The organism is Paraburkholderia humisilvae (assembly GCF_902859855.1).
GTDB lineage: Bacteria > Pseudomonadota > Gammaproteobacteria > Burkholderiales > Burkholderiaceae > Paraburkholderia > Paraburkholderia humisilvae.
On sequence record NZ_CADIKH010000019.1, the window covers coordinates 1 to 24,947 of the forward strand.

18 protein-coding genes and 1 pseudogene are annotated in these 24,947 nt (G+C 61.9%); 11 read left to right on the forward strand and 8 right to left on the reverse strand.

Annotated features, from left to right (window positions below; translation table 11 throughout):
* Positions 1-1,522, forward strand: a 1,522-nt coding sequence (locus tag HV796_RS20495) for a thiamine pyrophosphate-binding protein (protein WP_175228336.1), incomplete at its 5' end; no start/stop codon positions are given.
* 98 nt (positions 1,523-1,620) lie between these two features.
* Here HV796_RS20495 and HV796_RS20500 read toward each other — a convergent pair.
* The 3 genes and pseudogenes from HV796_RS20500 to HV796_RS20510 form a co-directional block, all read right to left on the reverse strand.
* Complete coding sequence (locus HV796_RS20500; RefSeq protein WP_175228337.1) at positions 1,621-2,100, reverse strand: PRC-barrel domain-containing protein; 480 nt, start codon at positions 2,098-2,100, stop codon at positions 1,621-1,623.
* Between the two features lie 102 nt (positions 2,101-2,202).
* Entirely contained in the window at positions 2,203-4,581 is a 2,379-nt protein-coding gene (locus tag HV796_RS20505) for a glucose/quinate/shikimate family membrane-bound PQQ-dependent dehydrogenase (protein WP_281369804.1), read from the reverse strand.
* A gap of 252 nt (positions 4,582-4,833) precedes the next feature.
* A pseudogene (locus tag HV796_RS20510) lies at positions 4,834-5,907 on the reverse strand (DNA topoisomerase IB); the annotation flags it as partial.
* A 326-nt stretch (positions 5,908-6,233) separates the two neighbouring features.
* On the opposite strand from HV796_RS20510, the gene HV796_RS20515 reads away from it, so the two are divergent.
* On the forward strand, positions 6,234-6,704 hold the full coding sequence (locus HV796_RS20515) for a hypothetical protein (protein WP_175228340.1): 471 nt from the start codon (positions 6,234-6,236) through the stop codon (positions 6,702-6,704).
* Positions 6,705-6,758: 54 nt separating this feature from the next.
* Here the strand turns inward: HV796_RS20515 and HV796_RS20520 are convergent, their stop codons facing one another.
* The 3 genes from HV796_RS20520 to HV796_RS20530 all read right to left on the reverse strand — a co-directional run bounded on the left by HV796_RS20520 (position 6,759) and on the right by HV796_RS20530 (position 11,226).
* Entirely contained in the window at positions 6,759-8,393 is a 1,635-nt protein-coding gene (locus HV796_RS20520) for an FGGY-family carbohydrate kinase (RefSeq protein WP_175228341.1), read from the reverse strand.
* A gap of 171 nt (positions 8,394-8,564) precedes the next feature.
* On the reverse strand, positions 8,565-9,752 hold the full coding sequence (locus tag HV796_RS20525; protein ID WP_175228342.1) for a GMC family oxidoreductase: 1,188 nt from the start codon (positions 9,750-9,752) through the stop codon (positions 8,565-8,567).
* A gap of 139 nt (positions 9,753-9,891) precedes the next feature.
* The gene (locus tag HV796_RS20530) at positions 9,892-11,226 is read right to left on the reverse strand and encodes an aminotransferase-like domain-containing protein (RefSeq protein ID WP_175228343.1); all 1,335 of its coding nucleotides are present in this window, start codon (positions 11,224-11,226) and stop codon (positions 9,892-9,894) included.
* Between the two features lie 94 nt (positions 11,227-11,320).
* Between HV796_RS20530 and HV796_RS20535 the strand changes: the two genes are divergently transcribed.
* The gene (locus tag HV796_RS20535) at positions 11,321-11,935 is read left to right on the forward strand and encodes a DJ-1/PfpI family protein (protein WP_175228344.1); all 615 of its coding nucleotides are present in this window, start codon (positions 11,321-11,323) and stop codon (positions 11,933-11,935) included.
* Between the two features lie 23 nt (positions 11,936-11,958).
* Here HV796_RS20535 and HV796_RS20540 read toward each other — a convergent pair whose 3' ends face one another.
* On the reverse strand, positions 11,959-12,792 hold the full coding sequence (locus HV796_RS20540; RefSeq protein ID WP_175228345.1) for an SDR family oxidoreductase: 834 nt from the start codon (positions 12,790-12,792) through the stop codon (positions 11,959-11,961).
* A 215-nt stretch (positions 12,793-13,007) separates the two neighbouring features.
* Between HV796_RS20540 and HV796_RS20545 the strand changes: the two genes are divergently transcribed.
* From HV796_RS20545 to HV796_RS20560, 4 genes are all read left to right on the forward strand, one after another.
* Positions 13,008-14,861 carry an FAD-binding oxidoreductase gene (locus HV796_RS20545; protein WP_175228346.1) on the forward strand — a complete coding sequence of 618 codons (1,854 nt, stop codon included), beginning with the start codon at positions 13,008-13,010 and terminating at the stop codon, positions 14,859-14,861.
* 45 nt (positions 14,862-14,906) lie between these two features.
* Positions 14,907-15,623, forward strand: coding sequence for a haloacid dehalogenase type II (locus HV796_RS20550; RefSeq protein WP_175228347.1), 717 nt, complete (start codon positions 14,907-14,909; stop codon positions 15,621-15,623).
* 475 nt (positions 15,624-16,098) lie between these two features.
* A complete protein-coding gene (locus tag HV796_RS20555) occupies positions 16,099-17,070 on the forward strand; it encodes a helix-turn-helix domain-containing protein (protein ID WP_175228348.1) in 972 nt (323 codons plus the stop codon).
* Positions 17,071-17,765: 695 nt separating this feature from the next.
* A complete protein-coding gene (locus HV796_RS20560; RefSeq protein ID WP_175228349.1) occupies positions 17,766-18,665 on the forward strand; it encodes a pirin family protein in 900 nt (299 codons plus the stop codon).
* 47 nt (positions 18,666-18,712) lie between these two features.
* Here the strand turns inward: HV796_RS20560 and HV796_RS20565 are convergent, their stop codons facing one another.
* Positions 18,713-19,585: a hypothetical protein gene (locus HV796_RS20565; protein ID WP_175228350.1), complete on the reverse strand. Its 873-nt coding sequence runs from the start codon at positions 19,583-19,585 to the stop codon at positions 18,713-18,715.
* Positions 19,586-19,900: 315 nt separating this feature from the next.
* Here HV796_RS20565 and HV796_RS20570 point away from each other — a divergent pair, with 315 nt between their 5' ends.
* The 4 genes from HV796_RS20570 (at position 19,901) to HV796_RS20585 (ending at position 24,945) form a co-directional block, all read left to right on the forward strand.
* On the forward strand, positions 19,901-20,695 hold the full coding sequence (locus HV796_RS20570) for a sulfite exporter TauE/SafE family protein (protein ID WP_175228351.1): 795 nt from the start codon (positions 19,901-19,903) through the stop codon (positions 20,693-20,695).
* Positions 20,696-20,868: 173 nt separating this feature from the next.
* Positions 20,869-21,633, forward strand: a complete 765-nt coding sequence (locus tag HV796_RS20575) for a tetratricopeptide repeat protein (RefSeq protein WP_175228352.1) — start codon at positions 20,869-20,871, stop codon at positions 21,631-21,633.
* 195 nt (positions 21,634-21,828) lie between these two features.
* Positions 21,829-23,427, forward strand: a complete 1,599-nt coding sequence (locus tag HV796_RS20580) for a methyl-accepting chemotaxis protein (RefSeq protein ID WP_175228353.1) — start codon at positions 21,829-21,831, stop codon at positions 23,425-23,427.
* A 411-nt stretch (positions 23,428-23,838) separates the two neighbouring features.
* Positions 23,839-24,945 (forward strand): AI-2E family transporter, encoded by a 1,107-nt coding sequence (locus HV796_RS20585; RefSeq protein ID WP_175228354.1) that lies wholly within the window; start codon positions 23,839-23,841, stop codon positions 24,943-24,945.
* Positions 24,946-24,947: the final 2 nt, after the last annotated feature.

Below are 24,947 nucleotides of genomic sequence, written 5' to 3' on the forward strand. Positions count from 1 at the left end.
CGCGAGCGGCCGGTTTGGTGTGTACGCAACCACCAGCGGTCCGGGCTTCACGAATACGCTGACCGCATTGGCGACCGCTTACACGGACCGATCGGCTGTGCTCGCGTTGTCGGGCGAGGTCGGGCGCGACTGGATGGGTCGAGGCGCGTTTCAGGACTCGAGTCCCGCCGGGATGCGTGCGACGGCCATGGCGACGCCGGTGACGGCATTACAGCTCGAGCTCGGCGCGCCGTCGCTGACCTATCGGCATCTGGATCGTCTGTTGCACAGTATGTTGGGTCATGCGTCCCGCGGTCCGGTGCATCTGTCGATACCGGCCGATGTTCAGCGTGCGGAAACAGCAGGTCATTGGTCAGCGCTGCACGAACGGCTGTATCAGCCTCGCTTTGTCGACGCCCATCGTTGCGGCGCGTTCTGGGATCATATGGACTCGGGCCCGAAGGTGGCGATTCTGGCCGGCACCGGGTGTGCGCAGTCCAACGCCGCGGAGGAACTGAAGCGGTTCGCCGAACGCTTCGACGTGCCGGTGGCGACGACACTGTCCGCTAAAGGCGTGTTTCCGGAAGACCATCCATTGAGTCTTGGGGTGCTGGGCTGGTGCGGCAACCGCCCGGCACTCGATGCGCTTACGTCGGGTGAACTCGATGTGTTGTTCGTGCTCGGTTCACGTCTGAATATGCTCGATACGCTGATCTGGAGTGACGGCTTCAGGCCGCGGCATGCGCTGATCGTCAATGACATCAATCCTTCGGGCGTGTTTCGCGACTATCACGTGAATCTGTCGATACTCGGCGATGCACGTACGTGCCTTGAAATGTTGCACGATGCGTCGCCTGAAGTGGCCATGCGCCTGCGCGCAAGCGGTGCCGCGAGACGCGACTGGGTGGCGCGGCTGAAAACGGCAGGCGCATCGAATGACGCGGCTGTGCGGCCCGAGTCGAATTCCGGACATATTCATCCGGCCGACGCGGTGCTGGCACTGCGCCGGGTGATGCCCCGCTCGACGCGACTGTTCATCGACAGCGGCGCGCACGCGTTCTTTGCAGGGCACCACTGGACTGCGTATGAGCCGGGGCGGTTTTTTACCTCGATCAAGTATATGGGCGCAATGGGATGGGCGATCCCAGCCGCGATGGGTGCGCAACTTGTACACCCGAACGACCCCTGCGTGGTCGTTACCGGAGACGGTTGCATGCTGATGCATGGAGTCGAGATTCAGACCGCCGCACGATACCGGGTTCCTCTGATTTGTGTGGTGTTCAACAACTCGGCTTTCGGTAATCCAAAACTGCGCGCGGACCGCGTCAGCCCCGCGATGGGGGAATTGCATGCGTTGCCGACCCATGACTGGGCGGGATTTGCGAATGCTATTGGCGCAATGGGCATCACGGTTGACGATCCGTCGAACCTCGCGAATGCATTTGAGCAGGCATTGGAGGCCAGAACGACGGTAGTGATCGACGTGCGGACGGGCAATTTTCCGACACCGACTGAGCGCTTTGACGCGCAAGCCGTTGCATGAGTCCGCGACTGCATTCGCGCATCAACGGGCGAAGCCTGAAGTGACGGTGCGTGGACGCAGAGTCCGCGCCCACGCACCGTTACGTTACTGCTTGTCGTTTAAAGACCCTGCATATCTCTGCGTGGCTCGACGGCGCCGCGGGTTGTGCCGGGCATCTCCGACCAATAGGGCTGGCGATTGTAGTATTCGTGAAGCCGCATGCCCCACGAGACATCCGCCATCGACGGCCAGTGGTCCTTATCGAAACCCGGATCGTCCTTGATGCGCTGCGCGGTGATGTCGACGCGGAAGCATTTTTCGGCCGTATCGAGCGTCAACGCGGTCCATGGGATCGCGTGCAACGTCGTGCCCATGCCGAGAAAACCGCCTTCCGATAGAACTGCGTAGGCAATGCGGCCACTGCGCACGTCGAGCATGATGTCGGAAACCTTACCGACATGCTCGCCGTCTGCCGTGATGACCTTGTCGCCATCCAGCGTCGCCGCGGCCATGATTTCAGGGCCCGGCCCTTCGCCAACTCCACCGCCGACGATCTGTGCACCCGAGCCGGATGCGCCTTTCGGGTCATATGTGCTCATAATGTTGTCCTCCCAAGGTAAGGTGTGAGCGCTGTTGAATGCGCAAACCCTGTGCCTGGGTCTCCTGCGGAATTCGCACGCGATGTTCCGGCAATACCGCCTTTATTTCGCATCCGGCAGCGCATACGCGATCACATAGTCACCGAGCTTCGTGCCGAACGATCCATGCCCGCCGGCCGCGATCACGACATACTGTTTGCCGTTCGCCTCATAGGTCATCGGCGTCGCCTGGCCGCCCGCCGGCAGCCGCGCGCGCCACAGTTCCTGGCCGGTGTCGGTGCTGAATGCGCGAAGGTAATTGTCCGCGGTCGCGCCGATAAAGAACACATGGCCCGCTGTCGTGACCGGCCCACCGAGCATCGGCATACCCATGCGGAACGGCAAAGGCAGCGGCGAGCTGTCGTACACGGTGCCGATGCGTTTTTTCCAGACGATCTGATTCGTATTGAGGTCGAGCGCCGCGACGTAGCCCCACGCGGGCTCTTTGCACGGCAACCCGAATGGCGACAGGAACGGGTTCAGCGTCACCGCGAACGGAACGCCGTACTGCGGCTGGATACCTGCTTCAGTGCCGGTGCCGTTCTGACCCGCCGCGGGCGGTTCGGCGGGATTGTGCGGACCGCGCGGAACGAGCCGTGATACAAACGGCAGCGCAATCGGGTTCGCGATGGCAAGGTGCCGGTCGGTGTCGATCGCGATACCTCCCCACTCGAACATGCCGAGATTGCCAGGGAAGACCAGTGTGCCCTGCTCGGACGGCGGCGTAAACGGCCCTTCATAACGCAGGCGGTGGAACATCACGCGGCAGACGAGCTGGTCGTACATCGTCGCGCCCCACATGTCCGTGTCGCGAAGGTTTTGTGCCGGACGGAAAGTCAATTGCGAGAACGGCTGTGTCGCGGATACCCAGTCGCCATCCGCCGGCCCTTGCGGCACGGGCTGCTCGGGCGCGGGGACGAGCGGCGTGCCGGTGCGGCGATCGAGCACGAAGATGTTGCCGGTTTTCGCCGGCACGTAGATCGCGGGCACCACATTGCCGTGCACGTCGGTGAGATCGGCGATGGTCGGCTGGGCGGGCAGGTCCATGTCCCACAGGTCGTGATGCACGGTCTGATAGAACCACGCGAGCTTGCCGGTGGACGCATTCAGCGCGAGCAGTCCGCTCGCATAGCGTTCCTGCTGCGGCGTGCGGTAGCCGCCCCAGGTGTCGGGCGTGCCGACGCCCATCGGCAAGTAGACGAGATCGAGCTGCGGATCGTATGCAGCGGGCGCCCATGAGTTCGGCGAATTCTTCGTGAAGCTATGCTGGTCGTCGGGTATGGCATTCGGCGTATCGGAGCCTGGATCGAATGCCCACAGCAGCTTGCCTGTCTCGACGTCGAAGCCGCGGATCGCGCCCGACGGCTCGCTCGTCGAATAGTTGTCCGTCACCGAGCCGGCGACGACGATGACCTTGTCGGTGACCACAGGCGGCGATGTCGGTTCGTATTCCCCCGCCGTTTTAACGGGCTCTAGATTCTGCAGGTTGAGGTCGCCGTTATCGGCGAATGCTGGGCAGCGTTGGCCGGTTGCCGCGTCGAGTTCGAACAGATGACCGTTGTTGACCGGCAGGATCACACGGCGCGAGCACGCCGGCAGCGCGGCTTGCGCCTGTGCGGTCGTGGCAGCGCGGGCCGCGTCAGTCTCGTGATATGACACGCCGCGACAGGTGACGTGCTGAAAGCTCGGGTCGGTTTTCAGGCCCGGGTCGAAGCGCCATTTTTCCTTGCCGCTTGCCGCGTCGAGCGCGAACAGGATCTGGTGCGGCGAGCACAGAAAGAGCGTATCGCCGACCTTGATCGGCGTGACCTCGTCGGTGATCTCCACCGGGTCGCCCGGTCCTTTGTGGTCGCCGGTTTCGAACGTCCATGCGACTTGCAGGTCTTTCACATTCTGTTCGTTGATCTGCGCGAGCGGCGAATAGCGGGTGCCGCCCTGCGTGCGACCGTAAGTGGGCCAGTCGGCGGCTTGCGAGTCGGGCGTGGGCGTGGCGGCGGATTGCGCGGAAACCGTGCCGTCGATTTGCTGCGGGTCGTTGAATGCCGCATAGGTCAGTACGGCGGCGCTCGCGATCAGTCCGATGACCAGCGCTGCCACAGCATGCGTGACGGGTGCGGAAAAGGTGCGTGAAATGAACGGCAGTAGCAGCCAGATACCGAATATCACCAGCACATCGGTGCGCGGCGCGAGCGCCCATAAGTCGAAGCCTACCTCGTTCACCGCCCATACGACTGTGACGATCAGCAGCAGCGCATACAGCGCGAGCGCCCATCGGTTGCGACGGTAGACGAGCCACGCGACCGCGAGCAACACGATGCCGGCTATCACGTAGTACGGGGAGCCGTGCAGCACCAGCAGCCAGATGCCGCCAAATAGCAGATACAGGCCGGAAAGGCCGGCGAAAAGGATAGTCAACCACCGTGCGATTCGTGTTCCGTTCATATCGGTCGCCATGATCGAAAGTTGTTACTGGTGCGCGGTCAGCACTTCACGTGCCGATCAGTCTTTTCATTTACCGCGCATGGCCGAACTGTTACGCATGAGTGTCGTGCACGTGGCAGTCGCTTGACGAATACTCCCCCTCTGATAGTGCTTCGTAAACTGCTTCATGGTCGGTGCTCATTCGCTGCACAGTAAAGCGAGCTTCAAAAGCTTTGCGGCAGCGTCGGCGATCAATGGATGGGAGTCGGGCTACTTTCGACTCGCGAGCCGCGTGCGCTTATCCACCCGGGCGAGCAGTGCAATATAGGCAAGTTCATCGGCCTTCATGCGGCGTTTGGCCGATTGCGGCGGTAAGTCGGCCAGTTCTCCCGCATCGAACGCGGCGATGACGCCCGGATGGATATAGCAGCGCCGGCATACTGCCGGCGTATTGCGCAACAGCGTCGCGACCTCCTTCACCGTCGCGACGACGTGGCGCCGCGCGTCCGCTGCGCTTTCGCAAACCAGCTGGCGCAATGCGGCCATCGCAAAGACGCTGCCTGCCCACGTCCGATAGTCTTTCGCCGTGAAGTCGGCGCCGCTGACCGCGCGCAGGTATTCATTGATATCGGCTGAGCCGACCGTATGGCGTGTACCGTCTTCGTCGACGTACTGGAAGAGGTCATGGCCCGGCAATTCGGCACATCTGCGCACGATGCGTCTGACGCGGGGATTCTCGATCGATACGTCGTGCTCGACGCCTCCCTTGCCCGCGAAACGGAATCGCACTCCGCCGGAGCGTATCGTCACGTGCTTCTTGCGCAGCGTCGTGAGGCCATACGACTGGTTTTCACGCGCATATTCGACACTGCCGATACGGATCAGCGTCGTATCGAGCAGATGCACGACGGCTGCCATCACTTTCTCCCGCGGCATGCCGCTGCGGGCGAGATCGCGTTCGACGCGCGCGCGTATTTTCGGCAGCGCGCGCCCGAACGCGGCCATGCGGCCGAACTTGTCGGCGTCGCGTGTCTCGCGCCATTGCGGATGGTAACGGTATTGCTTGCGGCCTCGCGCGTCGCGAGCGGTCGCCTGAATATGGCCGCGCGGATCAGGACAAATCCACACGTCGCAGTAAGCCGGAGGAATCGCGAGTGCATTGATGCGTGCGATTGCCGTTTTGTCTTCGATGCGCTTGCCGTTCACGTCGAAATACACGAACGCATGCCCGAGCCTTTTGCGTGTGAAGCCGGGGCGGGTGTCGTCCACATGCCGCAGTCCGGGCGGCAGTTCACGCTGCACCGCTTGGGTAATCGCGCGGGCTGTGTCACTCGTCATCGTTTTCATCGGCGAAATCCGCTTGGCTGCTATGTGCCGTATCGGCGGCCTGAATCGTCACGCAATCGACGTGCCTGGACTTCAGCGCACGCGCGACTGGCCACGCAGGCGCGCTCATCCGGTTGGGCCTTCGTTTAGAAATTCGCAAGCGTGACTTAAGTTCTATTTAATGAAATACCTTTCAATCTGTCGTGAGTGATTCGACGGCTCATGGATATGGCCGACATGTCGCAGCGCAGTCCGAACCATTCATATCCGGCCGCTCCCGAGCCGATTTTCAAGCGCTTGTCGCACGCAGCTATAATCGCGCTCAAACTTTCCCAGGGATCTGATCCGTGAAAAAGAACGCTGCCTTTGCGCTCGTTACGCTCGTCACGCTTGCGCTCTCCGCCTGCTCGTCTACGGACAAGGATGCGCAGGCCGCGCAATTCGCGCATAACGAAGCCAATCTCAGCACCGCGCAGCACAACGCGGCGGTCGATTGCAGTGACACCGCGCAGTGCGACGCCGCATGGGTGCTGACAAAGCGCTATATCGAGCAGCATTCGAATACCTCGGTGACGCGCGCCGATGCGTTCTCGATCGACACCGACGTGCCCTCCAGTTCGGGCGACGTCGCTTTCTCAGCCACGCGTGTTGCGAAGGGGACGGGCGGCGGCGCGACACTGACGCTCTTTGCGCAGTGCCGCAGCATGTACGGCGCTAACGACGAGAAAGGTTCGGACTATGACGAGTGCGTCGAGAAGATCGTCAAGGCGCAGAACGGGTACGTGCCATATCTCAAGGCGCATGTGTCGGGGCAGTAAGCGCGTCGACTCAAACAGCCCCGATTACGGCGCACGGGTTACCGTCGCATTGCACTAGCGGATTTCTTTGGCGACACGCTGCAGCTTCGTGAATGCGCGATACCGCGTGTCGTGTACGGTCGCGGTGTCGCCTGGGCCCGGCGTATAGGTCTGGCTGATCCGCGACATGCGGGCCATGGCCGAGCGCAGGTCATCGAACATGCCGCCCGCCACGCCGCCCAGCATCGCCGCACCCAGCAACACAGGCTCGTGCGCCTCGGTCGCAAGCACGGGCCGGCCGGTTGCATCGGCGAGCAGTTGACGGACGAGATCGAGCCGCCCCGCGCCGCCGCTGATCACGACCTGCTCGATCGGCGCGCCCGCTTGAGCCTGCGTTTCGATGATTTGCCTCAGCCCGTAACCGATGCTGCAAAGGCCGGCGACGTAGAGCGCAACCAGACTATCCAGACCGGTTTCCATCCCGAGGCCCGCGATCACCGCTCTCGCATGCGGATCGGCAAACGGCGCACGATTGCCGAGGAACTCCGGAACGACATGCAGGCTTTCAGCGAGCTTCACGGCGTCTGACAAGCTGGTGGAATGCTTCGCTGCCAGACCGGCAAGCATCGCCGGCAACGACTCGCCGGACTGCTCCGCGCGGCTTTGAGCGCGTGGGGTTTCCGGGTGCATCGACAACAGTCGCTCGATCGCCGCGCCGGCCACCGATTGGCCTCCTTCGTTGAGCCATGCATTGGGCACCATCGCCGAGAAATACGGTCCCCACACGCCGGGTACGAAGACCGGCGCGCGAGTCGTCGTCATCGTGCACGACGATGTGCCGAACACGTAAGCCAGGCAGGACTCGGGTTTCCCTTCGGCGCCGACCGTGCCGATCCCGCCGGCGTGCGCGTCGATCATGCCCGCGGCGACTGGCGTTCCGGCGCGCAAGCCGAGTTCCGCGGCGGCGTGCGCGGTCAGTCCGTTGCCAAGCGGCGTGCCCGGCTCGACAACCCGCTGGCCGATGCGCGCAAAGCCTTCGTCCGCGAGCACGGCGAGGCCCACGGTGCGGAAGTAGCTTTCGTCCCAGCGCCGTTCGTGCGCGAGATAAGTCCATTTGCAGGTGACCGTGCAGGTGGACCGGGACAGATCGCCGGTCGCGCGCCAGGTCAGGAAGTCGGTCAGATCAAAAAACTGCCACGCGGCCGCGAACACGTTGGGCCGGTTCTCCAGCAGCCACAGCAGTTTCGGCGTCTCCATTTCGGGCGAGATCGTGCCGCCGACGAATTTCAGCACGTCGTGGCCGGTGCTGTTGATGCGTTGCGCCTGTTCGAGCGCGCGGTGATCCATCCAGACGATGATGTCGCGTTCGGCCTTCTCGGACGGACCCACGGGTAACGGTTGCCCGCCCGGGCCCAGCACGACGAGCGAGCAGGTCGCGTCGAACCCGATGCCGGCGATCTGCTCGGGCGGTATCGCGGCCTGCGTCAGCGCTTGCGTCACCGAATGACAGACCGCGTTCCATATCTCGCCGCTCGACTGCTCGACGATCGCGCCACTTTCATGGAACGCCGTGATGTCGTGTTTCGCCGACGCGACCATCCGGCCGGCGGCATCGAAGATGCCGGCGCGGGCACTGCCGGTGCCCACGTCGACGCCGATTACATAGCGTGTGCCGTTCGCCGCGCGGGTATTCAGGTTGCCTGAGGTCATAGCTTGCTGGTTTATCGCGGTTGCTCTAGTCGAAAATTAGCGTCATCAAAGCACGCTCACCGCTGAAAATAAAGCCGTGAACCCATACTTTTTTTGCGTGTGGATCAGCCCCAAACCCCAGGCGGCGAGCGGTCAATTTTTGTGCAAAGCAGCAAGCTGCGCAATTCGCCGTTATGTCGCTGTCGAGCGGATCATGTCGGCGGCCTTTTCCGCAATCATGATGGTCGGCGCATTCGTATTGCCCGATATGACGGTGGGCATGATCGACGCGTCGACCACGCGCAGCCCGGAAAGGCCATGAACGCGTAGCTGCGGGTCGACCACAGCGTCGCCGCCGATACCCATCTTGCAGGTGCCGACCTGATGGTGATACGTCACCGCGGATTGCCGGATGAAATCGCGCAGCGTGCTACGGCTTCGTACGCCACGTCCCGGATAGACCTCCGCTTTGCGCCATGCGGATAGCGTGGCGTGCTCGCCGATGTCCAGACAGAGGCGCACGGCGGACTCCATTGCAAGCAGATCGTCGTCGGTTGCGAAGATATTCGGATCGATCAGCGGCGCGACCGATGCGTCGTTTGAGATCACGCGCAATGAGCCGCGACTCGTCGGCCTGACCATGCCTGCAGCGAGTGTCCAGGCGTTCAACGGGCCGGTAAGTCCGGGGGCGTAATAGGGCAACGTCAGACGCGTGACCTGTGCACCGGTCAGGATGTGCAGATTCGGCCGAGCGCCGGCGGTCGATAGAAACGCCGCTGCTGCCGAATGCCGCCGGCCGTTCTTCACGGTCAGATCGGCGAAACCGACGCCTAGCGAGGTCGCGCCGTTGAAATCCTCATTCAGCGGAATACCCGCATCGACTGCGGCCTGAACCGCGGTCGCACAGAACGGATGACGATCGGCGATGCGCGACACGTTGAGCGGGCCACCCGTGCCGTGGTACGCGTTAGCGCCGCCTTCGTAGTGTTCGGATCTGATGAAGTACGGGAGTACCGATGCATAGTCCCAGCCGATACATCCTGCGTTGGCCCATGCGTCGTAGTCGCTGTGATGGCCGCGTATGTACACCATGCCGTTCAGCGAGCTCGACCCTCCGAGCGTGCGTCCCCGTGGCCAGAATAGCTTGCGCCCGTGCGCATTCGCCTGCGGAACCGTTTCGAACGCGTAGTCGCGTTCGGTGTGCCACAGCAGCGGCCAGCCAGACGGTATCCAGATGTTCGGGTCGTTGTCCGGCGGACCGGCTTCGAGCAGCAGCACGTTTGCGTCGCTCTCGCTCAAGCGCGCGGCGAGTACGCATCCGGCCGAGCCCGCGCCGATGATCACATATTCATAAGCCCCGCGCGTCGCTGATTTACCCATCGATCACTCCCTCTCTCCGTTGAATGACGGTTAAAGAAAGTATATCGATGAAAGTATCACATATATCAAATTTATCGAATTTAAATGAATTATGAATTTCGGCGTGACGTGCCCGCTATGCTCGCGAGCGGAACCGGCCTTAGTACGTGTGATCGGCGATGACAGATTTGACGCGCTGTAGCGCGTCTTTCAGCGTATCGAGTTCAACGGATCCCAAAGCCAACCGTATCGCGTGAGGCACCTGCTTTGCGGTGGAAAACGGCTCGGCCGTCGATACCCAGATCCGTTCGCGCCTGAGCGCCATTGCGATCTGATCCGCGCGGGTCTCCGCGGGAAGCGGTAGCCAGATGAAGTACGACGCGGGATGGCCGATCCGTTTCAGCCGGCCTAGTGCATCGGTCGCGATGGTCTGTCGAACCGCCGCATCGCTGCGCTTCTCCGATTCAAGGCGCTCGACGGTCCCGTCGTCGAGCCAGCCGCATGCGATGGCGGTCATCACGCCCGGCGTATTCCATGTGGTCGCTCGGATCGCACGCTCGATTTTCGGCACCCATTCGAGCGGTGCGGCGACATAGCCGACACGCAGACCGGTCGCGACGCTCTTCGAAAAACCGGAGACGTACACGGTCAGATCCGGCGCAAGCGTTGCGAGCGCCGGCGGCGCGTCTTCCGCGAGAAAGGCGTACGCGCCATCTTCGATGATGAGTAATCCGTAGTAACGTGCGATCGATGCCAGCGCGCGACGTTTGCGCATTTTCATCACCCAGCCGAGCGGGTTATGGAGCGTCGGCATCGTGTAGATCGCGCGGACCCGCCGGCGTTTGCACAGCGCTTCGAGCGCGTCCAGATCGGGACCTTCACCGGCGGCGGGCAATGGGACGAGTTCCAGCCGATGCGCTTGCGCGAGCAACTTGAACCCCGGGTAGGTCAGCGCGTCGACCGCGACGACATCGCCGGGCTGCAACAGCGCCATCACGGTGGTGGCGAGGCCATGCTGAGCGCCGTCGACTAGCATTACCTGAGCTTCGGTGACGCACAGGCCGCGGCGCGCGAGATGTCGCGCGACCAGCGCGCGCTCATGTTTGCGGCCGCCATGGGGCTGATAGCGCAGCAGTGCTTCCAGATCGCCCGCCGACGAGAGCTGCCGCAACGCCGCCCTCAACAGCTCCGCCTGGCCGGGTAGCGCCGGATAGTTGAAGTTCAGGTCCACCGTATCCGCAGCGACCGCGACCTGATCGATGCCCTGACCACGCGGAAGCAATGCTTCCTTGACAAAGGTGCCTCGTCCGGTTTCACCGCTGACAAGCCCCATCGCGTCCAGCTCCGCATAGACGCGCGTGGCCGTCACGAGCGCCAGTCCCTGTTGCGCGGCGAGCTGCCGGTGAGTGGGAAGGCGCGTGCCGGGCGCGAGACGACCGGTGCGGATGTCGGCCGCGAACCGGTCGACCAGTTGCTTGTAACGGGGCGTCGGCATAGGTGAATGTATCCATGACAATTTTTTGATTGTATTTATTTTTGACCGTAGCATGCCTTTACGCAACCCTTCATCGTCCCGACAGGAGGACACCGTGCATATTGCCATTCTGACGTTCGACGGCTTCAACGAACTCGATTCGCTGATCGCGCTCGGCATTCTCAATCGTGTGAACAAGCCGGACTGGCGTGTTTCGATTGCCTGTCCGACGGACGAGGTTCGATCGATGAACGGCGTCGTGCTGAAGGCGCAAGCGTCGCTGGAGGAGGCGTCGCGGGCCGATGCGGTGATCGTCGGAAGCGGCAGGCTGACCCGGGAGGTGGTAGCGGATCAAACCCTGATGGCGCGCCTGCAGCTCGACCCCGCGCGGCAATTGCTAGGCGCGCAGTGCTCGGGGACGCTTGTCCTCGCGAAACTGGGACTGCTGCAAGGCGTCCCCGCGTGCACGGATTTGACCACCAAACCATGGGTGCAGGACGCGGGGGTTCAGATCCTCAATCAGCCGTTTGTGGCGAATGGAAATGTCGCGACGGCGGGCGGCTGTCTCGCGTCGCAATATCTGGCTGCGTGGGTGATCGCACGCGTCGCGGGGATCGACGCCGCACGCCGTGCGATCCATTACGTCGCGCCGGTCGGAGAGAAGGACGAATATGTCGAGCGTGCGATGCGAAACATCGCACCGTTTGTGGAGGCGGCGGTTAGCCAGTAGTCAGTTGAAAGGCTGCCCTTCGCTTAGCGATCGAGGCTGGTTGAATGCGCAACTTCTTGCTGTGCTTCGAGGGTGGCAAGGCGTTGTGCCAGCGCGCGACGAATCACGTCATAAGCGTCTGCGCCTAATACGAGGCGCTCGGGTGCGATGTCCGCATCCATCGATGCGACGATGGCCTGTGCGACCTTGCGCGGATCGCCGGGGTCGCTCGCGGCGCCGGCATGCTGGATTCTGCGGCGGAACAGGCCGACGGTCGTCTGCTCGTACGCGTCGATCGGCTCCGCGTGCACCGCATTCGAACTGAACGACGTGCGCATGCCGCCGGGCTCGACAATCGTAAGCTGGATGCCGAATGGCGCGACCTCCTGTCTGAGCGCATCGGTGAAGCCCTCGAGTCCCCACTTCGCCGCATGATAGACGCTCGCTGACGGAAAAGCGGCCTGACCGCCCATGCTGGAGATCTGCACGATTCGGCCGCCGCGCTGCTTGCGCATCAGCGGCAAGATGCAGCGCGTCACCTGTATCGGTGCGAGCAGATTGACTGCGAACTGGCGTTCGATCTGTGCGTCCGACACTTCCTCCGCGGCGCCGCGAAGCACATAACCGGCGTTGTTGACTAATACGTCGATCTTGCCCCATGCGGTCGCGACACTGTTGATGGTCTGCTGGACCCGCTCGGTGTTCCTGATGTCGAATGTTTCGACTGTCAGCCTATTGCCGTATCGCTGTTGCAGCTCGTCGAGCGCGTGGGGGCGACGCACCACGGCTGCCACGCGCTCGCCGCGTTCGAGTGCGAGTTCGACCAGTTGCCGGCCAAGCCCACTAGACGCGCCGGTAATCAACCATACTTTCTGCAAGACTTCCTCCGTTCGAATGGACGCAGGCGGTCGAACCGACTGCCGTTCAGTGTGATGACAGTTGAACGGCATCGCTTATTCCACATTGCACGTATGCGATGCAGCGGTGGAAAGCAGGCCGGCTTTCAGATATTGTTTTTGTGCTTTCAGGTCAGCGATGCTCAGAGGTTGTCGTTCATCGGGTCAACAGAACAGCATCATGGAGACATTGGCATATGGCTTCATTGAAGCGCAGAACACTGATCAATGCCGCGATAGGTATCGCAGCAACCGGCTATATGTCGCGCTTTGGATCGCTGGCTGCCGGGCAGGAGCCGGACGCGTCATTTCCCGGAACATCGCGAAGAGTGCGCATGGCGGATCCGGACTGGCCATCCCGAACCGAGTGGGCCGCGCTCAATGAAAAGGTGGGGGGACGTCTGCTCGAGGTGGCATCGCCACTCGACGCATGCCGGAACGCACCGCGCGATGCAGCCTGCCGTAGCCTCGTCAAGCAGCTCAAAAACCCGTACTTCCTCGGCGACGAACCCGCTTTAACGCAAACGTCCGGCTGGATCGACGCATGGACTTCAACGCCGAGCGTGTATGCGGTGGCGGCCGAGCAATCGAACGATGCCGCGGAAGCGGTCAAATTTGCCCGCGCGCATCGGCTCAGGCTGGTGATCAAGGGCGGCGGCCATAGCTACCAGGGCACCTCGAATGCCGCTGACTCGCTTCTGATCTGGACGCGGCGCATGCGCGGCATTCGCATGTACGACGCATTCGTTCCATTGGACTGCGTGGGCGACGTGCCGCCGCAACCCGCGGTCACGGTGGCGGCGGGCGAAATCTGGATGCACGTCTACGACGCCGTCACGACGCGAGGCGGCCGCTATGTGCAAGGCGGCGGCTGCGCGACAGTCGGCGTCGCGGGGTTGGTGCAGAGCGGCGGATTCGGCAGTTTCTCAAAGAAATTCGGCACGGCGGCCGGCTCACTGCTGGAAGCGCAGGTCGTGACAGCCGATGGCATCGAACGGGTGGTCAACGCCCGTACTGACCCGGACCTGTTCTGGGCGCTCAAGGGAGGGGGCGGCGGCAGTTTCGGCGTCGTGACGAGCGTCACGCTCAAGACGCACCCGTTGCCGGAGACCGTTGGGGTTGTATCGACCGCGATCCGCGCCGCGTCGCCTGCGGCGTTTCGGCGCTTGATCGACAGCTTTCTCGCGTTCTATGCGGACAACCTGTTGAACGAACACTGGGGCGAGACGGTTTCGATGCGCCCCGATGCGACGTTGCGTATTTCAATGCTGTTTCAGGGCCTCGATCGCGCGGAGGCCACGCGCATCTGGAAGCCGTTCCTCGATTCGGTTGGCGGATCGGCCAACGATTTCACGATGATCGAGCCGATTCGCATTCTCGCGATTCCCGCGCGTCACCTTTGGGACCCGGCGTTCATCATGAAGAACGCGCCGGGTGTGATGATCGCGGACAGTCGATCCGGTGCGGAGCAAGACAATGTGTTTTGGGCTTCGAACGAAGGGGAGGCCGGTCAGTTTCTCTATGGATATGAGTCGATGTGGTTGCCTGCATCGCTACTGGATCGGTCAGCGCGCGCGTCGCTGTCGGACGCGCTATTTGAAAGCAGCCGGCAGTGGAGTGTGTCGCTGCATTTCAACAAGGGCCTGGCCGGCGCGCCGGAAGAAGCCCGTCTGGCCGCGCGCGAGACCGCGATGAACCCCGACGTCTTGAATGCGTTCGCTCTGGCCATCATCGCAGGCGAAGGGCCGCCGGCGTTTTCAGGAATGCCGGGCGCGACAGTCGATGCCACGGCTGCGCGCAATGCGGCGACGAGCATCCGCGCAGCGGCGCAATCGTTGCGCATTGTCGCGCCGCAAGCGGGCGCCTATGTGTCGGAAAGCAGCTTCTTTCAGCAAGACTGGCCGCGCGCATACTGGGGCGAGCATTATCCGATGCTTCGCGAAGTGAAGCGGAAATATGATCCGGACGGTCTCTTCTTCGTTCACCAGGGGGTTGGTTCGGATGAGTGGGGGCGGGATGGTTTTACGCGCTTGCCGTTGGGAAACACATAACGTCGCGACGCCCAGTTACGATGCGACGATCTGCAGGAGTGGCAAATGAACGACGTGAAGGCTTTTGTATTCGATGTTTTCGGCACGCTCGTCGATTGGCGAAGTGGGGTGGCGCGCGACGCGGCGCATTTTCTTCAAGGACAGGGTCGCGGCGCGCACGAAGCTGACGCGTTCGCCGACGCGTGGCGTGGGCTTTATCAACCGGCGATGGAGAAGATTCGAAAAGGCGAGCGGCCGTTTGTCAAACTCGATGTATTGCACCGCGAGAATCTCGAGCAGGTGCTGCCGGTGTTTGGAATCGATACCCGGCGTGTGCCGGCGCCGGAACTGGATGAGCTCAATCTCGCATGGCATCGGCTCGATCCGTGGCCGGATACGGTTGAGGGGCTCACCCGGCTGAAATCGCGGTACATCATCGCACCGCTGTCCAACGGCAATATCAGGCTGATGATCGATATGGCGAAGCACGGCGGCTTGCCCTGGGATGCGATTCTTGGCGCGGAGGTCGCGCAGGCCTATAAGCCCATGCCTGACGCGTATTTGCGGACCGCGCAGGTGCTTGCGTTGGCGCCGGACAGCGTTTGCATGGTCGCGGCTCACAATAGCGATCTCGCGGCGGCGCAGAAGTGCGGGCTCAGGACGGCCTTCATTGCGCGGCCCCACGAACATGGGCCGGCGCAGACGATTGATTTGAAGCCAGAAGGGAAGTGGGATTGGGTTGCGACGGATCTTGCCGATCTGGCAAAGCAGTTCGGCGTGTGACTGGCAGACAGATAACGCTCGCTGAGCTTACAAACAAAACGCTGCTGTGATGGGATGCGGTATGCGAAGTGCTGCTCATATTGGTCTATCGGGCAGACCACCGGCTGCGCGATAGTCAATTCGCGGCGTTGTTCAGTCAAAAACATTTGCATTACACGCTATCGCATCGACGTATGCGGACGATTTTCCGTTTGCGCGTGATCGGGCGTTTCTGCGCGTGCACTCTTAAAAGTCTTTGCCGCAACTATCGATACGTCACCTATGAGCTAGCGGCAATGGTTTATGCATTGACAGCCTATGTGCATGACCGCTAGTCTGCGGCCGTCGACTGCATTGCAGATGTATGTTGCGCAAGCGAAGCTGATTTGCCTGATCGTCGCAGCGCATTTGTCTGTGCGTGTCATATTCAGGCGTGCTGTATCTTTTGACCGATCGAATGCCCGATACCAGTACCCCGCCCTGTTCCAGGAAGCAGATGGACACTGAGCCCATTGAAGCAGGCGGTATCCGTATTCATGGTGAATCCGTTGATCGGCGACATCAACGCGCGTTTCAGGTCGACGGCATGCTCGTCGAGTTCGGCCCCGGTGGGGCGGGAGACTCGGTCGTGCATCACTGGAGCCTCGGGCCGCTCGGCCTGATGCTGCTCGAAGTGGGCGACCTGTCGCTGACGCCTGACTCGGCCTATAACGATCGATTCGTGTATCTCGCGGTCATCAAATCGGGTGATGTGACGATCGAAGCGAATGGCGAGATCCATAACGTGGGCGCGGAAAGCATGTTATTGATCGACCTCGACGCGCCGCACGTGCAGCACTTTGGCCAGCATTCGGAAGCGATCGTGCTTAGGGTGCCGCGCAAGATTCTCGCGGAACGCAGCGGTTTTCGCGAACGGCGGCTCGGGCTGATGACGCCGGATATGACGGAGCCGGATGTCCGCGCGGTCAGCGAGACCGTGTCGCTGGTCGGTCGGCAGCATGGCCGCACGAGTCTCGAGTTGCGTCGGCGGCAAGGCGAACATCTGCTCGACATCTTCAGTGTGATCATCGACGATCCGCACGGGCCTGGCCGTCAGCGAAGCAGCAGTGCGACGCTGCTTCGCGCGAAGCGGTTCATTTCGCAGAACATCGGCAATATGGAGCTGAGCGTCGCGCTCATCGCGTCCGCTATCGGTACATCCCAGGCTCATCTTCATCGGCTGTTTCGCGCAGACGGTCATTCGTTGATGCGCTATGTGCTGTGTCATCGGCTTGAACTCGCTGCCGAGTTGCTGACAAGACGCAGCGGACGCCGGATGCCGATCAAGGAAGTCGCATTCCGATGCGGCTTTGTGAATGCAGCTCACTTTAGCCGCGCATTCCGGCAGCGCTTTGGCGTTTCGCCGAAGGCGATGGCGACCACCGGGTTGAACGTGGACCCCACCAGCGGCGAAGATCTCGCTCGCTGATCGGATTGTCAGCGTTCCTTGCGCCGCTTTTGCCTCTTTCGCCCTCCCGCACACCGCGTGCCCGTCAGATCAGCTTTGGAACAGGTCCGATTTCTGCCGGCAAAGAATCCAATCAGAAAACTTAGCTTATCCAAAGATTCGGAATAGCCATATTGCGCCGCTTGTTATGAAAGCAAGTGCGCCGTTTGTCCCATCAGCGTTGCTGTGCGCACCGGTGAATCCGTCCGGTCGATGATGATCATCATCGATTCGGCGATACGTCGCCTTGTCCGAATATCGTGCATCGTCAGCAGCGCGATGCTGCGCGATCCGGCAAGACTTGCAGCTCGTAATGACGGTATGTGGCCGGCAATCGGTTGCAGGGCGCCAGCCTCGTTCGATGACAGAGGTGAGTATGGGAAAGCGAATGACGTCGGCCGCGTTCAACGGTCGTGTTTTGATCATCAACCTGCGCGGCACGGACCATCCCGTTTCCACACACGCCACGTTACGGTCGATACCGGCGTTCATGCGACTTGCCGCAGCGGAGCCGATTGACGCACAGCACACGCCAGAGCCCGCGACGTCGCACGCAAGGCGAATGCGGGCAAGATGGGTCAGGGTGGATGGCGTAGGGCTGGTTTGTCGCTGGAACTACGAGGATGAGTGATGACACCCATACGGCCACACCGTGCTACCGATCAACCGGAGATGTTATGACCGCGATACCCGACTCGCTCAACCCATTGCAAACGACACGCCGCAGGATTATCACGCGCACAAGAGGCCGAACGAATGGACCGGTCACGCAGTTCGTCAGCCCTTCGGACCTCGGCCGGTTACTCAAGCCCTTTGTGATGCTGGCGCGTTATGCCGTTCCCGAAACTGCTTCGTTTTACTACCCAATGCATCCGCATTCAGGCATCGCGTCGCTGGCGGTGATTGTCGAGGGCACGCTGAGCTCGTTCGACAGCAAGGGCAAGCCCAAAATGCTGCAGCGCGGGTCAGTGGAACTGCTAATGGCCGGACGCGGCGTCTGGCATGGCGGCCCGGTCAATACGACCGGATCGACGTGCGGCTATCTGATGTGGCTCGCGTTGCCGCCTCAGCACGAGCTCGCGCCGCCGGCCGAAGCGTTTCTCGATGCGAGGCAGACGCCGGTGGAAGGCGCTGCAAGGGTTTTGCTAGGCCGCTTCAATGGGACTGAAAGTGCATCGCATGTGCCTGTGGCGGTGACCTGTTTGCACGTCGAATTGCGCGAAGGCGACAACTGGCGCTACGACCCGCCTGAGGGTCACAACGTGTTGTGGATGGTTGCCTGCGCGGGCTCGTTCGCCGTCGGCGAGCGCGTCGACCATGGCGAACTGGTCGTATTTGAGCGATCGCATGCGAGCGTCGATGTCGTTGCCCGCAGCGATTGCGGTTTCATTCTCGGTTCCGCGCCATTGAGTCCCCACGATATCGTCGAGAGCCACTCGTCGGTGCATACGAGCGCCGCCGCGATGCGTGAGGCCGAAGACGAAATCACGCGCCTTGGCGAGCGGTTAAACGCGCAAGGGCGGCTTAGCGCCGAACAATGGGAGGGCGCAATGCAAAAGATGCGTTACCGCCGTTAGACGCGGCGCTAGTTCCGCTGCGGCCACGTGGCAGGCGGTGAGGAACTTCAGATTTCCCCGGCTAGCCAGAGCGCGACGTTGACCGCATAACGCTGGGTGTCCCGCAGCGCTTGCTGCTCAGTCTGCATTCCATTGCCCGGAAGCTCGCTGACAAAGCTTGGACAGCCAAGCCGCGTGTCCCAGTTGTAGTCCGCGAAGTGGTGGAAGGTGCTTTGCGCGACGGCCGGGCCGCCTGCGGGTGAGGGTTCGAAAGCGACCGCAAGGTTGAAGCGCTTGCCGGTCGCTTTGCTTGTGCCCCTTGCGATCACGCGAGCGGGTTCATCTTCCGGAGCGGTAACGGCGCCTTCGTGCGGATGGGCGGGCAGGAACCGGATGGCGCCGGCGGGAGAGTCGGGACTCGCTAATACAGGGTGGGTCGGTCCGACGATCGTGACTTCCTGAAAATCGCCATTTGCGCCCGAGTGGAAATTGGGCCACGAGATGTCGGTTGTGTAAGGGTCGTCCGCCACGCGTGTCGATTCGTCCGGGTGCAGGTTGCGCGTATGGAAATGGTGCGCCTTGCCCACTCCGCCCAACGTGCACAACGAACAGCCCAGATCCATATGGTCCCGCGTCACGAGCAGGCCACGACCCGATTGCCGGAATCGTGTGATGCCGGCGCAGTCCTCGGGGGCGAGACCGTTTCCCTCATCGACCGCAAACAGCCACAGTTCGTCGAATTCGGTTTCATCGAGGCGGGAAAGAATCGAGTCGGGCTGGCCGAGCGGATCGCGATCGCGAGCGACGACGTTGAATGTCACGCGTTCGTCATCATCCCGATGAGTGCGCAGCAATTCGGTCAAGCGGCTGAAGCGCGCAATTGACCAGTCGTTGTCGGCAGGCGGGATGGTCGTTTGGAGCAGGATCTGGATAGTACGCACGATGAATGGCCTGAAATTGTCCGGGCTAATGGTATGGGCTGTGTAACCGGCCTGCAAGCGACCACGCCACGGCCCCGTGTGCCGGGCCTCCGGGAATAGTCACAAGATTGCCGTCAACGACGAAATGGCCGCGAACAGACGACGCGTTGAGCGAAGGCGGCAACCTTGCGCATCGCGACGCATGCGGCGAATGCGGCGCATCCGCAAGGCTGATCTGCCCGTAATATATGCCAATAACAATCATTCGCATTTGAGGGGCGGCTGTCGTAGTATGTCGGCTCGCGGGTTATGCCGAACTGATGGCAGCGTGATCTGATGTTGAGTGCTTTCGTCGTGAACAATGTCTGGTTTTACGTATTGAGCGTACCTGCACTGCTGCTCACCAGTTTTTCGAAGGGCGGCTTTGGGCTGGGTCTGGGCGTGGTGACGGTCCCGTTGATGGCGCTTTACCTGCCGGTGCCTGAGGTGGTGACGATTCTGCTGCCGGTGCTGTGCGTCACCGATCTCATCGCGCTTTGGCAATACCGTGGCAAATGGAGTTGGCCGTTGCTGCGGCTTGCGATCCCCGCCGCGTTTGTCGGCATCGGTCTCGGCACGCTGGCACTCCATCATCTCGATGAAGCGTGGTTACGTCTTGCCGTTGGGGTCATCTCCGTCGACTTTGTCCGGCGCCGCTGGCGCAGACCGCATCGCGCCGCGCCGGAAACGGCGCCTCGCGACGAACCGGTGCCTCGTGTGCGGCCGGCTTCGTGCCTGTTCTGGGGCGCCACATCCGGCTTCACCAGCTTTATGGCCAACGCCGGCGAACCGGCACTGACGATGTATCTGTTGCCGTTCAGGTTGAGTAACAGCAGTTTTGCGGGAACCACCGCGGCCTTCTTCGCGGCGGTCAATCTCACGAAGCTGATGAGCTTTTCGATGCTCGGCTTGTTTACCCACACGACTTTGCTCACGAGCCTTCTGCTGACACCGATTGCATTGCTTGGCACTTTTGCAGGCTTCCGGTTCAACCGTCGGCTGAACGCGGCGCTGTTCCATCAATTCTCTTGCGCGATCCTGCTGGTGATCGGCGCGCGGTTGATCTATACGAGTCTGAAGGTCATCGTGTAGTCCGCCCGGCCGGCCGGAAATAAATTGATTCGGACCGCATAGTTCCACGAAGGCTGAAAGGGCATCGTGGCAATCCAATACTGGCTACCCCGGCCGACGCAGTAAAATGGCGCTCGTCCCATCACAATGAGCGGGCTCAGCCGATTGTTGGCGTGCTCGAAAGTTCAATTTCCATGTCCTATTTCGGAATCGGTCTACACGTCATCATCGCGATCTGCCTCGCCGTGCACGCGGTCCATACGCGGCAAAATATTTACTGGCTTTTTATACTTTTCTTTTTTCCGCTGCTCGGCAGCGTGGTTTATTTCTTTGCCGTGCTGTTGCCGGGTTTTCGCCAGTCGCGTAGCGGGTACGCCGCATCGCGGGCGATTGCCCAACTGGTCGACCCTGATCGCGCGTTGCGCGAGGCACACGCGGAATTCGATCGCGCGCCGACGGTTCAGCACAGGATGCGCCTGGGCGCCGCATTGCTGGCCGCCGGCCGGCCCGGCGAAGCGCTCGAACATTATCAGGCGGCGGCCAATGGCCCGTTTGCCGACGATCCCGGCCTGTTGCTCGGTTTGGCTCAGGCGCAATTTGCCGTGGCCCAGCATGCGGCGGCCAGCGCGACCTTGACGCGCCTCTTTAACGCGAATCCACAGGCGCGCAATCAGGGCGAACCGGCGCTGCTCCACGCGCGCACGCTCGCGGCGCTGGGCTCGGCCGATACGCGCGCGGCTTTCGAGGCCGCGCTCAAGTGCGCGGGCGACGCGGCGCCCCGGTGTCTGTTTGCCGACTGGCTCGCTAAACAAGGGGATCAGGCGGACCACGACCGGGCTCGCAGTCTGTATGCGGATATCGTGCACGACGCCAAATACTGGCCGCGCCACGCGCGAGACCATAACCGCGAATGGCTGCAGCGCGCACAGTCGGCTTTGGCGTCGATGCCGGCGCGTTGATCAATCCGGCTGGATTCGGGCAGGTAGTGCGTTGCTAACGCAACCTGAAGCAACTTAAAGCAACCGTTTGCGAGTGGAATCTAGATTTAAACCACAATTGCCATTTCATGCAATTTTCTTTCTAATAGCGTGCGCCGGGGAGTCTGATTCATTTTGGTTTGCTAACCCAGTCAACAGGTCTCCATAACAAAAGCCATGAACCCTCTGTTGCCGCTTAGAGTCCAGGTGGGCCGTCACGCGAAAACGCTTGCCGGGTATTTTCCCGCTCCGTTTGTACGCGATGAATCAAACGGTATCGATATCCTCGGTATCATGACCCCGCGGCTGCTAAGCGGCAATGCGCTGCTCAACCTCAATTACAGCGCGGTCGACGGTTTTACTCGCGCCACCCGGTCGACTGCCACGCTGTTCGTCGTAAATGGCGCAGACTTCGTGCGCGTCACGACGTCGGTCAAAAAACAGAACGGCGAGCGTGCCGTGGGCACGCAGCTCGATCGCTCGCATCCCGCGTGGCGGCTGCTGCGCGACGGTCAGTCCTATACAGGGTATGCAACGCTATTCGGCAAGCAATACATGACGCAGTACGAGCCGATCCGGGATAGCGCCGGTCACGTCATCGGTGCGCTGTATGTCGGCCTCGATGTCAGCGAAGCGTGGACCTTGTCGATCGGGGCCAAACTTGCGTGGCAGGCCTTTGCCGTGACGACGGCAGTTCTGCTTGTCTATGCGTGGCTGCTGCACACGGTGGTGCTTGCCGATGGCGCGAACCCCGTGCGCGCGCTCAGCCCGCTTCAGCAAGCGTGGCTGAGCGGCGGCGCGTTGCTCGGCGGGCTGCTCGTCAGCGCGCTGATCTTCGCGACGACCCGGCGCGGCCTGGGCACGCAATTGCGCGAAGCGAAGGCCGCCGCGGAAAGACTGGCGGCCGGCGACCTGACCGCGCAGGTGCATGTCAACCGGCGCGACGATCTGGGGCAGTTGATGCAGGCGATCAACGGCATTAGCGTGGGCCTGGCCGGTGTCGTCGACAATGTGCGGCGCGCGTCCGATACGATCGCGATGGCCGCGCGCGAAATCGCAGCGGGCAATGCGGATCTGTCGTCGCGCACCGAGGCGCAGGCCGGCTCGCTCGAGCAGACCGCGTCGGCGATGGATCAATTGACCACGATGGTCCGCGCCAATGCCGAACATGCGAATCATGCTCATGAACACGTCGCGTCGGTCTCCGATCTTGCCGTCAAAGGCGGGACCGTGGTGAACGATGTGGTTAGCACGATGTCGTTGATTCGCGGCAGCTCGCACAAAATTGTCGATATCATCAGCGTGATCGACGCGATTGCGTTTCAGACCAATATCCTCGCCTTGAATGCGGCTGTCGAAGCCGCGCGCGCGGGTGAGCAGGGCCGCGGTTTCGCGGTCGTCGCGGCCGAGGTGCGCAGTCTCGCGCAACGGAGCGCGACCGCCGCGAAAGAGATCGGCACACTGATCTCCGACTCGGTTGGCAACGTCGATGCAGGCGGTGAGCTGGTCGACGCGGCGGGCCGGAATATGGCTGAAATCGTCACGGCCGTCGGCAATGTGGTGTCGCTGATGGGCGAGATCACGCGCGCGAGCAACGAGCAGAGCACGGGCATCAGCGAGGTTAACCGCGCCATCGGGCAGATGGATGAGATGACCCAGCAGAACGTCGCGGTCGTCGAGCAGGCGGCGGCCGCGGCTGCCAGCATGGATGAACAGGCGCGCGCGCTCGAAGATGCGGTGCGGGTGTTCAGGCTGGCGAGTGATGGGGCGCACTGAACCGATCGCAGATTAGTTTGGTATCCGTATTATTTGGCGGCGATGATGTGCAGTGCATGAAATCGACCCGCCATTGCGTTTTCAGCAGTCTGTTAATGCGATTTTACGCAGATCGAAATCCGGCACCGCCGCTATTGTCCTTTTTGACCGGTGTCCTAGACTCAGACTGGCGAGTTCATCCCAGCGGTTCCATCGGGCGGCTGCGGGTATTGCCTGAGTGTTCCTGCTGTCCGGCCTCGAAAAGGAACCACGCATCGTTGACGAAAAGTTTCTCGTAGTACGAGTTCCGGCGATGTTTCCGCCGGATTGCGCGAGGAGCCATCGGTGGTTTTATGCTGAACGCCGCCCGGGTCCTTGCGGAGCCAGGTTGCCGTCGCGATATCCGCGCGGCGATCCGCGAGGAGACGATCGATGCTACCCACGCCGACTACCCAACGGGTGTTGTCCAGAGAGCTGCTCGATGTGCTGATCCGCGCCGGCCTTGTCGCTGTGCTGGCCGTGTTCTGCTTTCGGGTCTTCGTTCCTTTTCTCGACCTGATGGCGTGGGCGGTGATCCTCGCGATCACGCTCTATCCGCTTCAGGTCAGACTCCGGCGCGCGTTCGGCAACCGGGATGGCGTGATCGCGACGTTAATCGTGCTGGTCGCGTTCGCCGTTATTCTGTTGCCGACTTATCTGTTAGGCGTCGCGGTTGCCGAGTCGATCGAGCGCGCGATGACGATTGTCAGGAGCGGGAGCTTCCGCATTCCGCCGCCTGCCGAATCGGTGGCCAGCTGGCCGCTGGTCGGCCAGCGCGTGTACGACTTCTGGCAGCAGGCTTCAACCGATCTCACCGGTCTTGCCCACAAGTTTGCGCCGCAACTCAAGGAAGCCGGCCTCACCTTGCTTGGCATGGTCACGGGGCTGGGCGCCGGGCTGCTGGTGTTCTTTGTCGCGTTGATTGTCGCGGGCATTCTGATGGCTCATGGCGAGAAGGGCCATCAGAGCGCGGTTCAGATCGCCTCGCGCATCTCCGGTCCGGAGAACGGTACGCAGATCGCCGATCTATGCACGGCTACCATTCGCGCGGTCGCGCAAGGCGTGGTCGGTATCGCGTTCATTCAGATGCTGCTAATCGGTATTGCCTTCGTGGTGATGGGCGTTCCTGGCGCGGGCCTGCTCGCGCTCGCGGTGCTGCTGATCGGCATCATGCAGCTCCCCGCGACGCTGATTACCGTTCCCGTCATCGTCTTTGTGATCGTGACCGAAGGCGTCAGCGTGGCGACCATTATTTTCTCGGTCTATGTGTTTATCGCCGGGCTGGCAGACAACGTGCTCAAGCCGCTGCTGCTGGGGCGCGGCGTAGCGGTGCCGATGCCCGTCGTGCTGATCGGCGCGCTTGGCGGCATGGTTTCAGGCGGCGTGATCGGGCTTTTTATCGGTCCGGTGATGCTCGCGGTCGGGTACAAGCTGTTCTGGCGTTGGGTCAAGGATCAGCCGCAACTGCAGCAGGCGCCAAGGGAAGAAGAGCACACCTGACC

Bases quoted from the DNA above. Each gene is read 5' to 3' on its own strand.
- HV796_RS20500 (WP_175228337.1), bottom strand. From the start codon at position 2,100: ATGAGCACATATGACCCGAAAGGCGCATCCGGCTCGGGTGCACAGATC.
- HV796_RS20505 (WP_281369804.1), bottom strand. From the start codon at position 4,581: ATGAACGGAACACGAATCGCACGGTGGTTGACTATCCTTTTCGCCGGC.
- HV796_RS20520 (WP_175228341.1), bottom strand. From the start codon at position 8,393: ATGACCTCAGGCAACCTGAATACCCGCGCGGCGAACGGCACACGCTAT.
- HV796_RS20525 (WP_175228342.1), bottom strand. From the start codon at position 9,752: ATGGGTAAATCAGCGACGCGCGGGGCTTATGAATATGTGATCATCGGC.
- HV796_RS20530 (WP_175228343.1), bottom strand. From the start codon at position 11,226: ATGCCGACGCCCCGTTACAAGCAACTGGTCGACCGGTTCGCGGCCGAC.
- HV796_RS20545 (WP_175228346.1), top strand. From the start codon at position 13,008: ATGGCTTCATTGAAGCGCAGAACACTGATCAATGCCGCGATAGGTATC.
- HV796_RS20550 (WP_175228347.1), top strand. From the start codon at position 14,907: ATGAACGACGTGAAGGCTTTTGTATTCGATGTTTTCGGCACGCTCGTC.
- HV796_RS20555 (WP_175228348.1), top strand. From the start codon at position 16,099: ATGGACACTGAGCCCATTGAAGCAGGCGGTATCCGTATTCATGGTGAA.
- HV796_RS20560 (WP_175228349.1), top strand. From the start codon at position 17,766: ATGACCGCGATACCCGACTCGCTCAACCCATTGCAAACGACACGCCGC.
- HV796_RS20570 (WP_175228351.1), top strand. From the start codon at position 19,901: ATGTTGAGTGCTTTCGTCGTGAACAATGTCTGGTTTTACGTATTGAGC.
- HV796_RS20575 (WP_175228352.1), top strand. From the start codon at position 20,869: ATGTCCTATTTCGGAATCGGTCTACACGTCATCATCGCGATCTGCCTC.
- HV796_RS20580 (WP_175228353.1), top strand. From the start codon at position 21,829: ATGAACCCTCTGTTGCCGCTTAGAGTCCAGGTGGGCCGTCACGCGAAA.
- HV796_RS20585 (WP_175228354.1), top strand. From the start codon at position 23,839: ATGCTACCCACGCCGACTACCCAACGGGTGTTGTCCAGAGAGCTGCTC.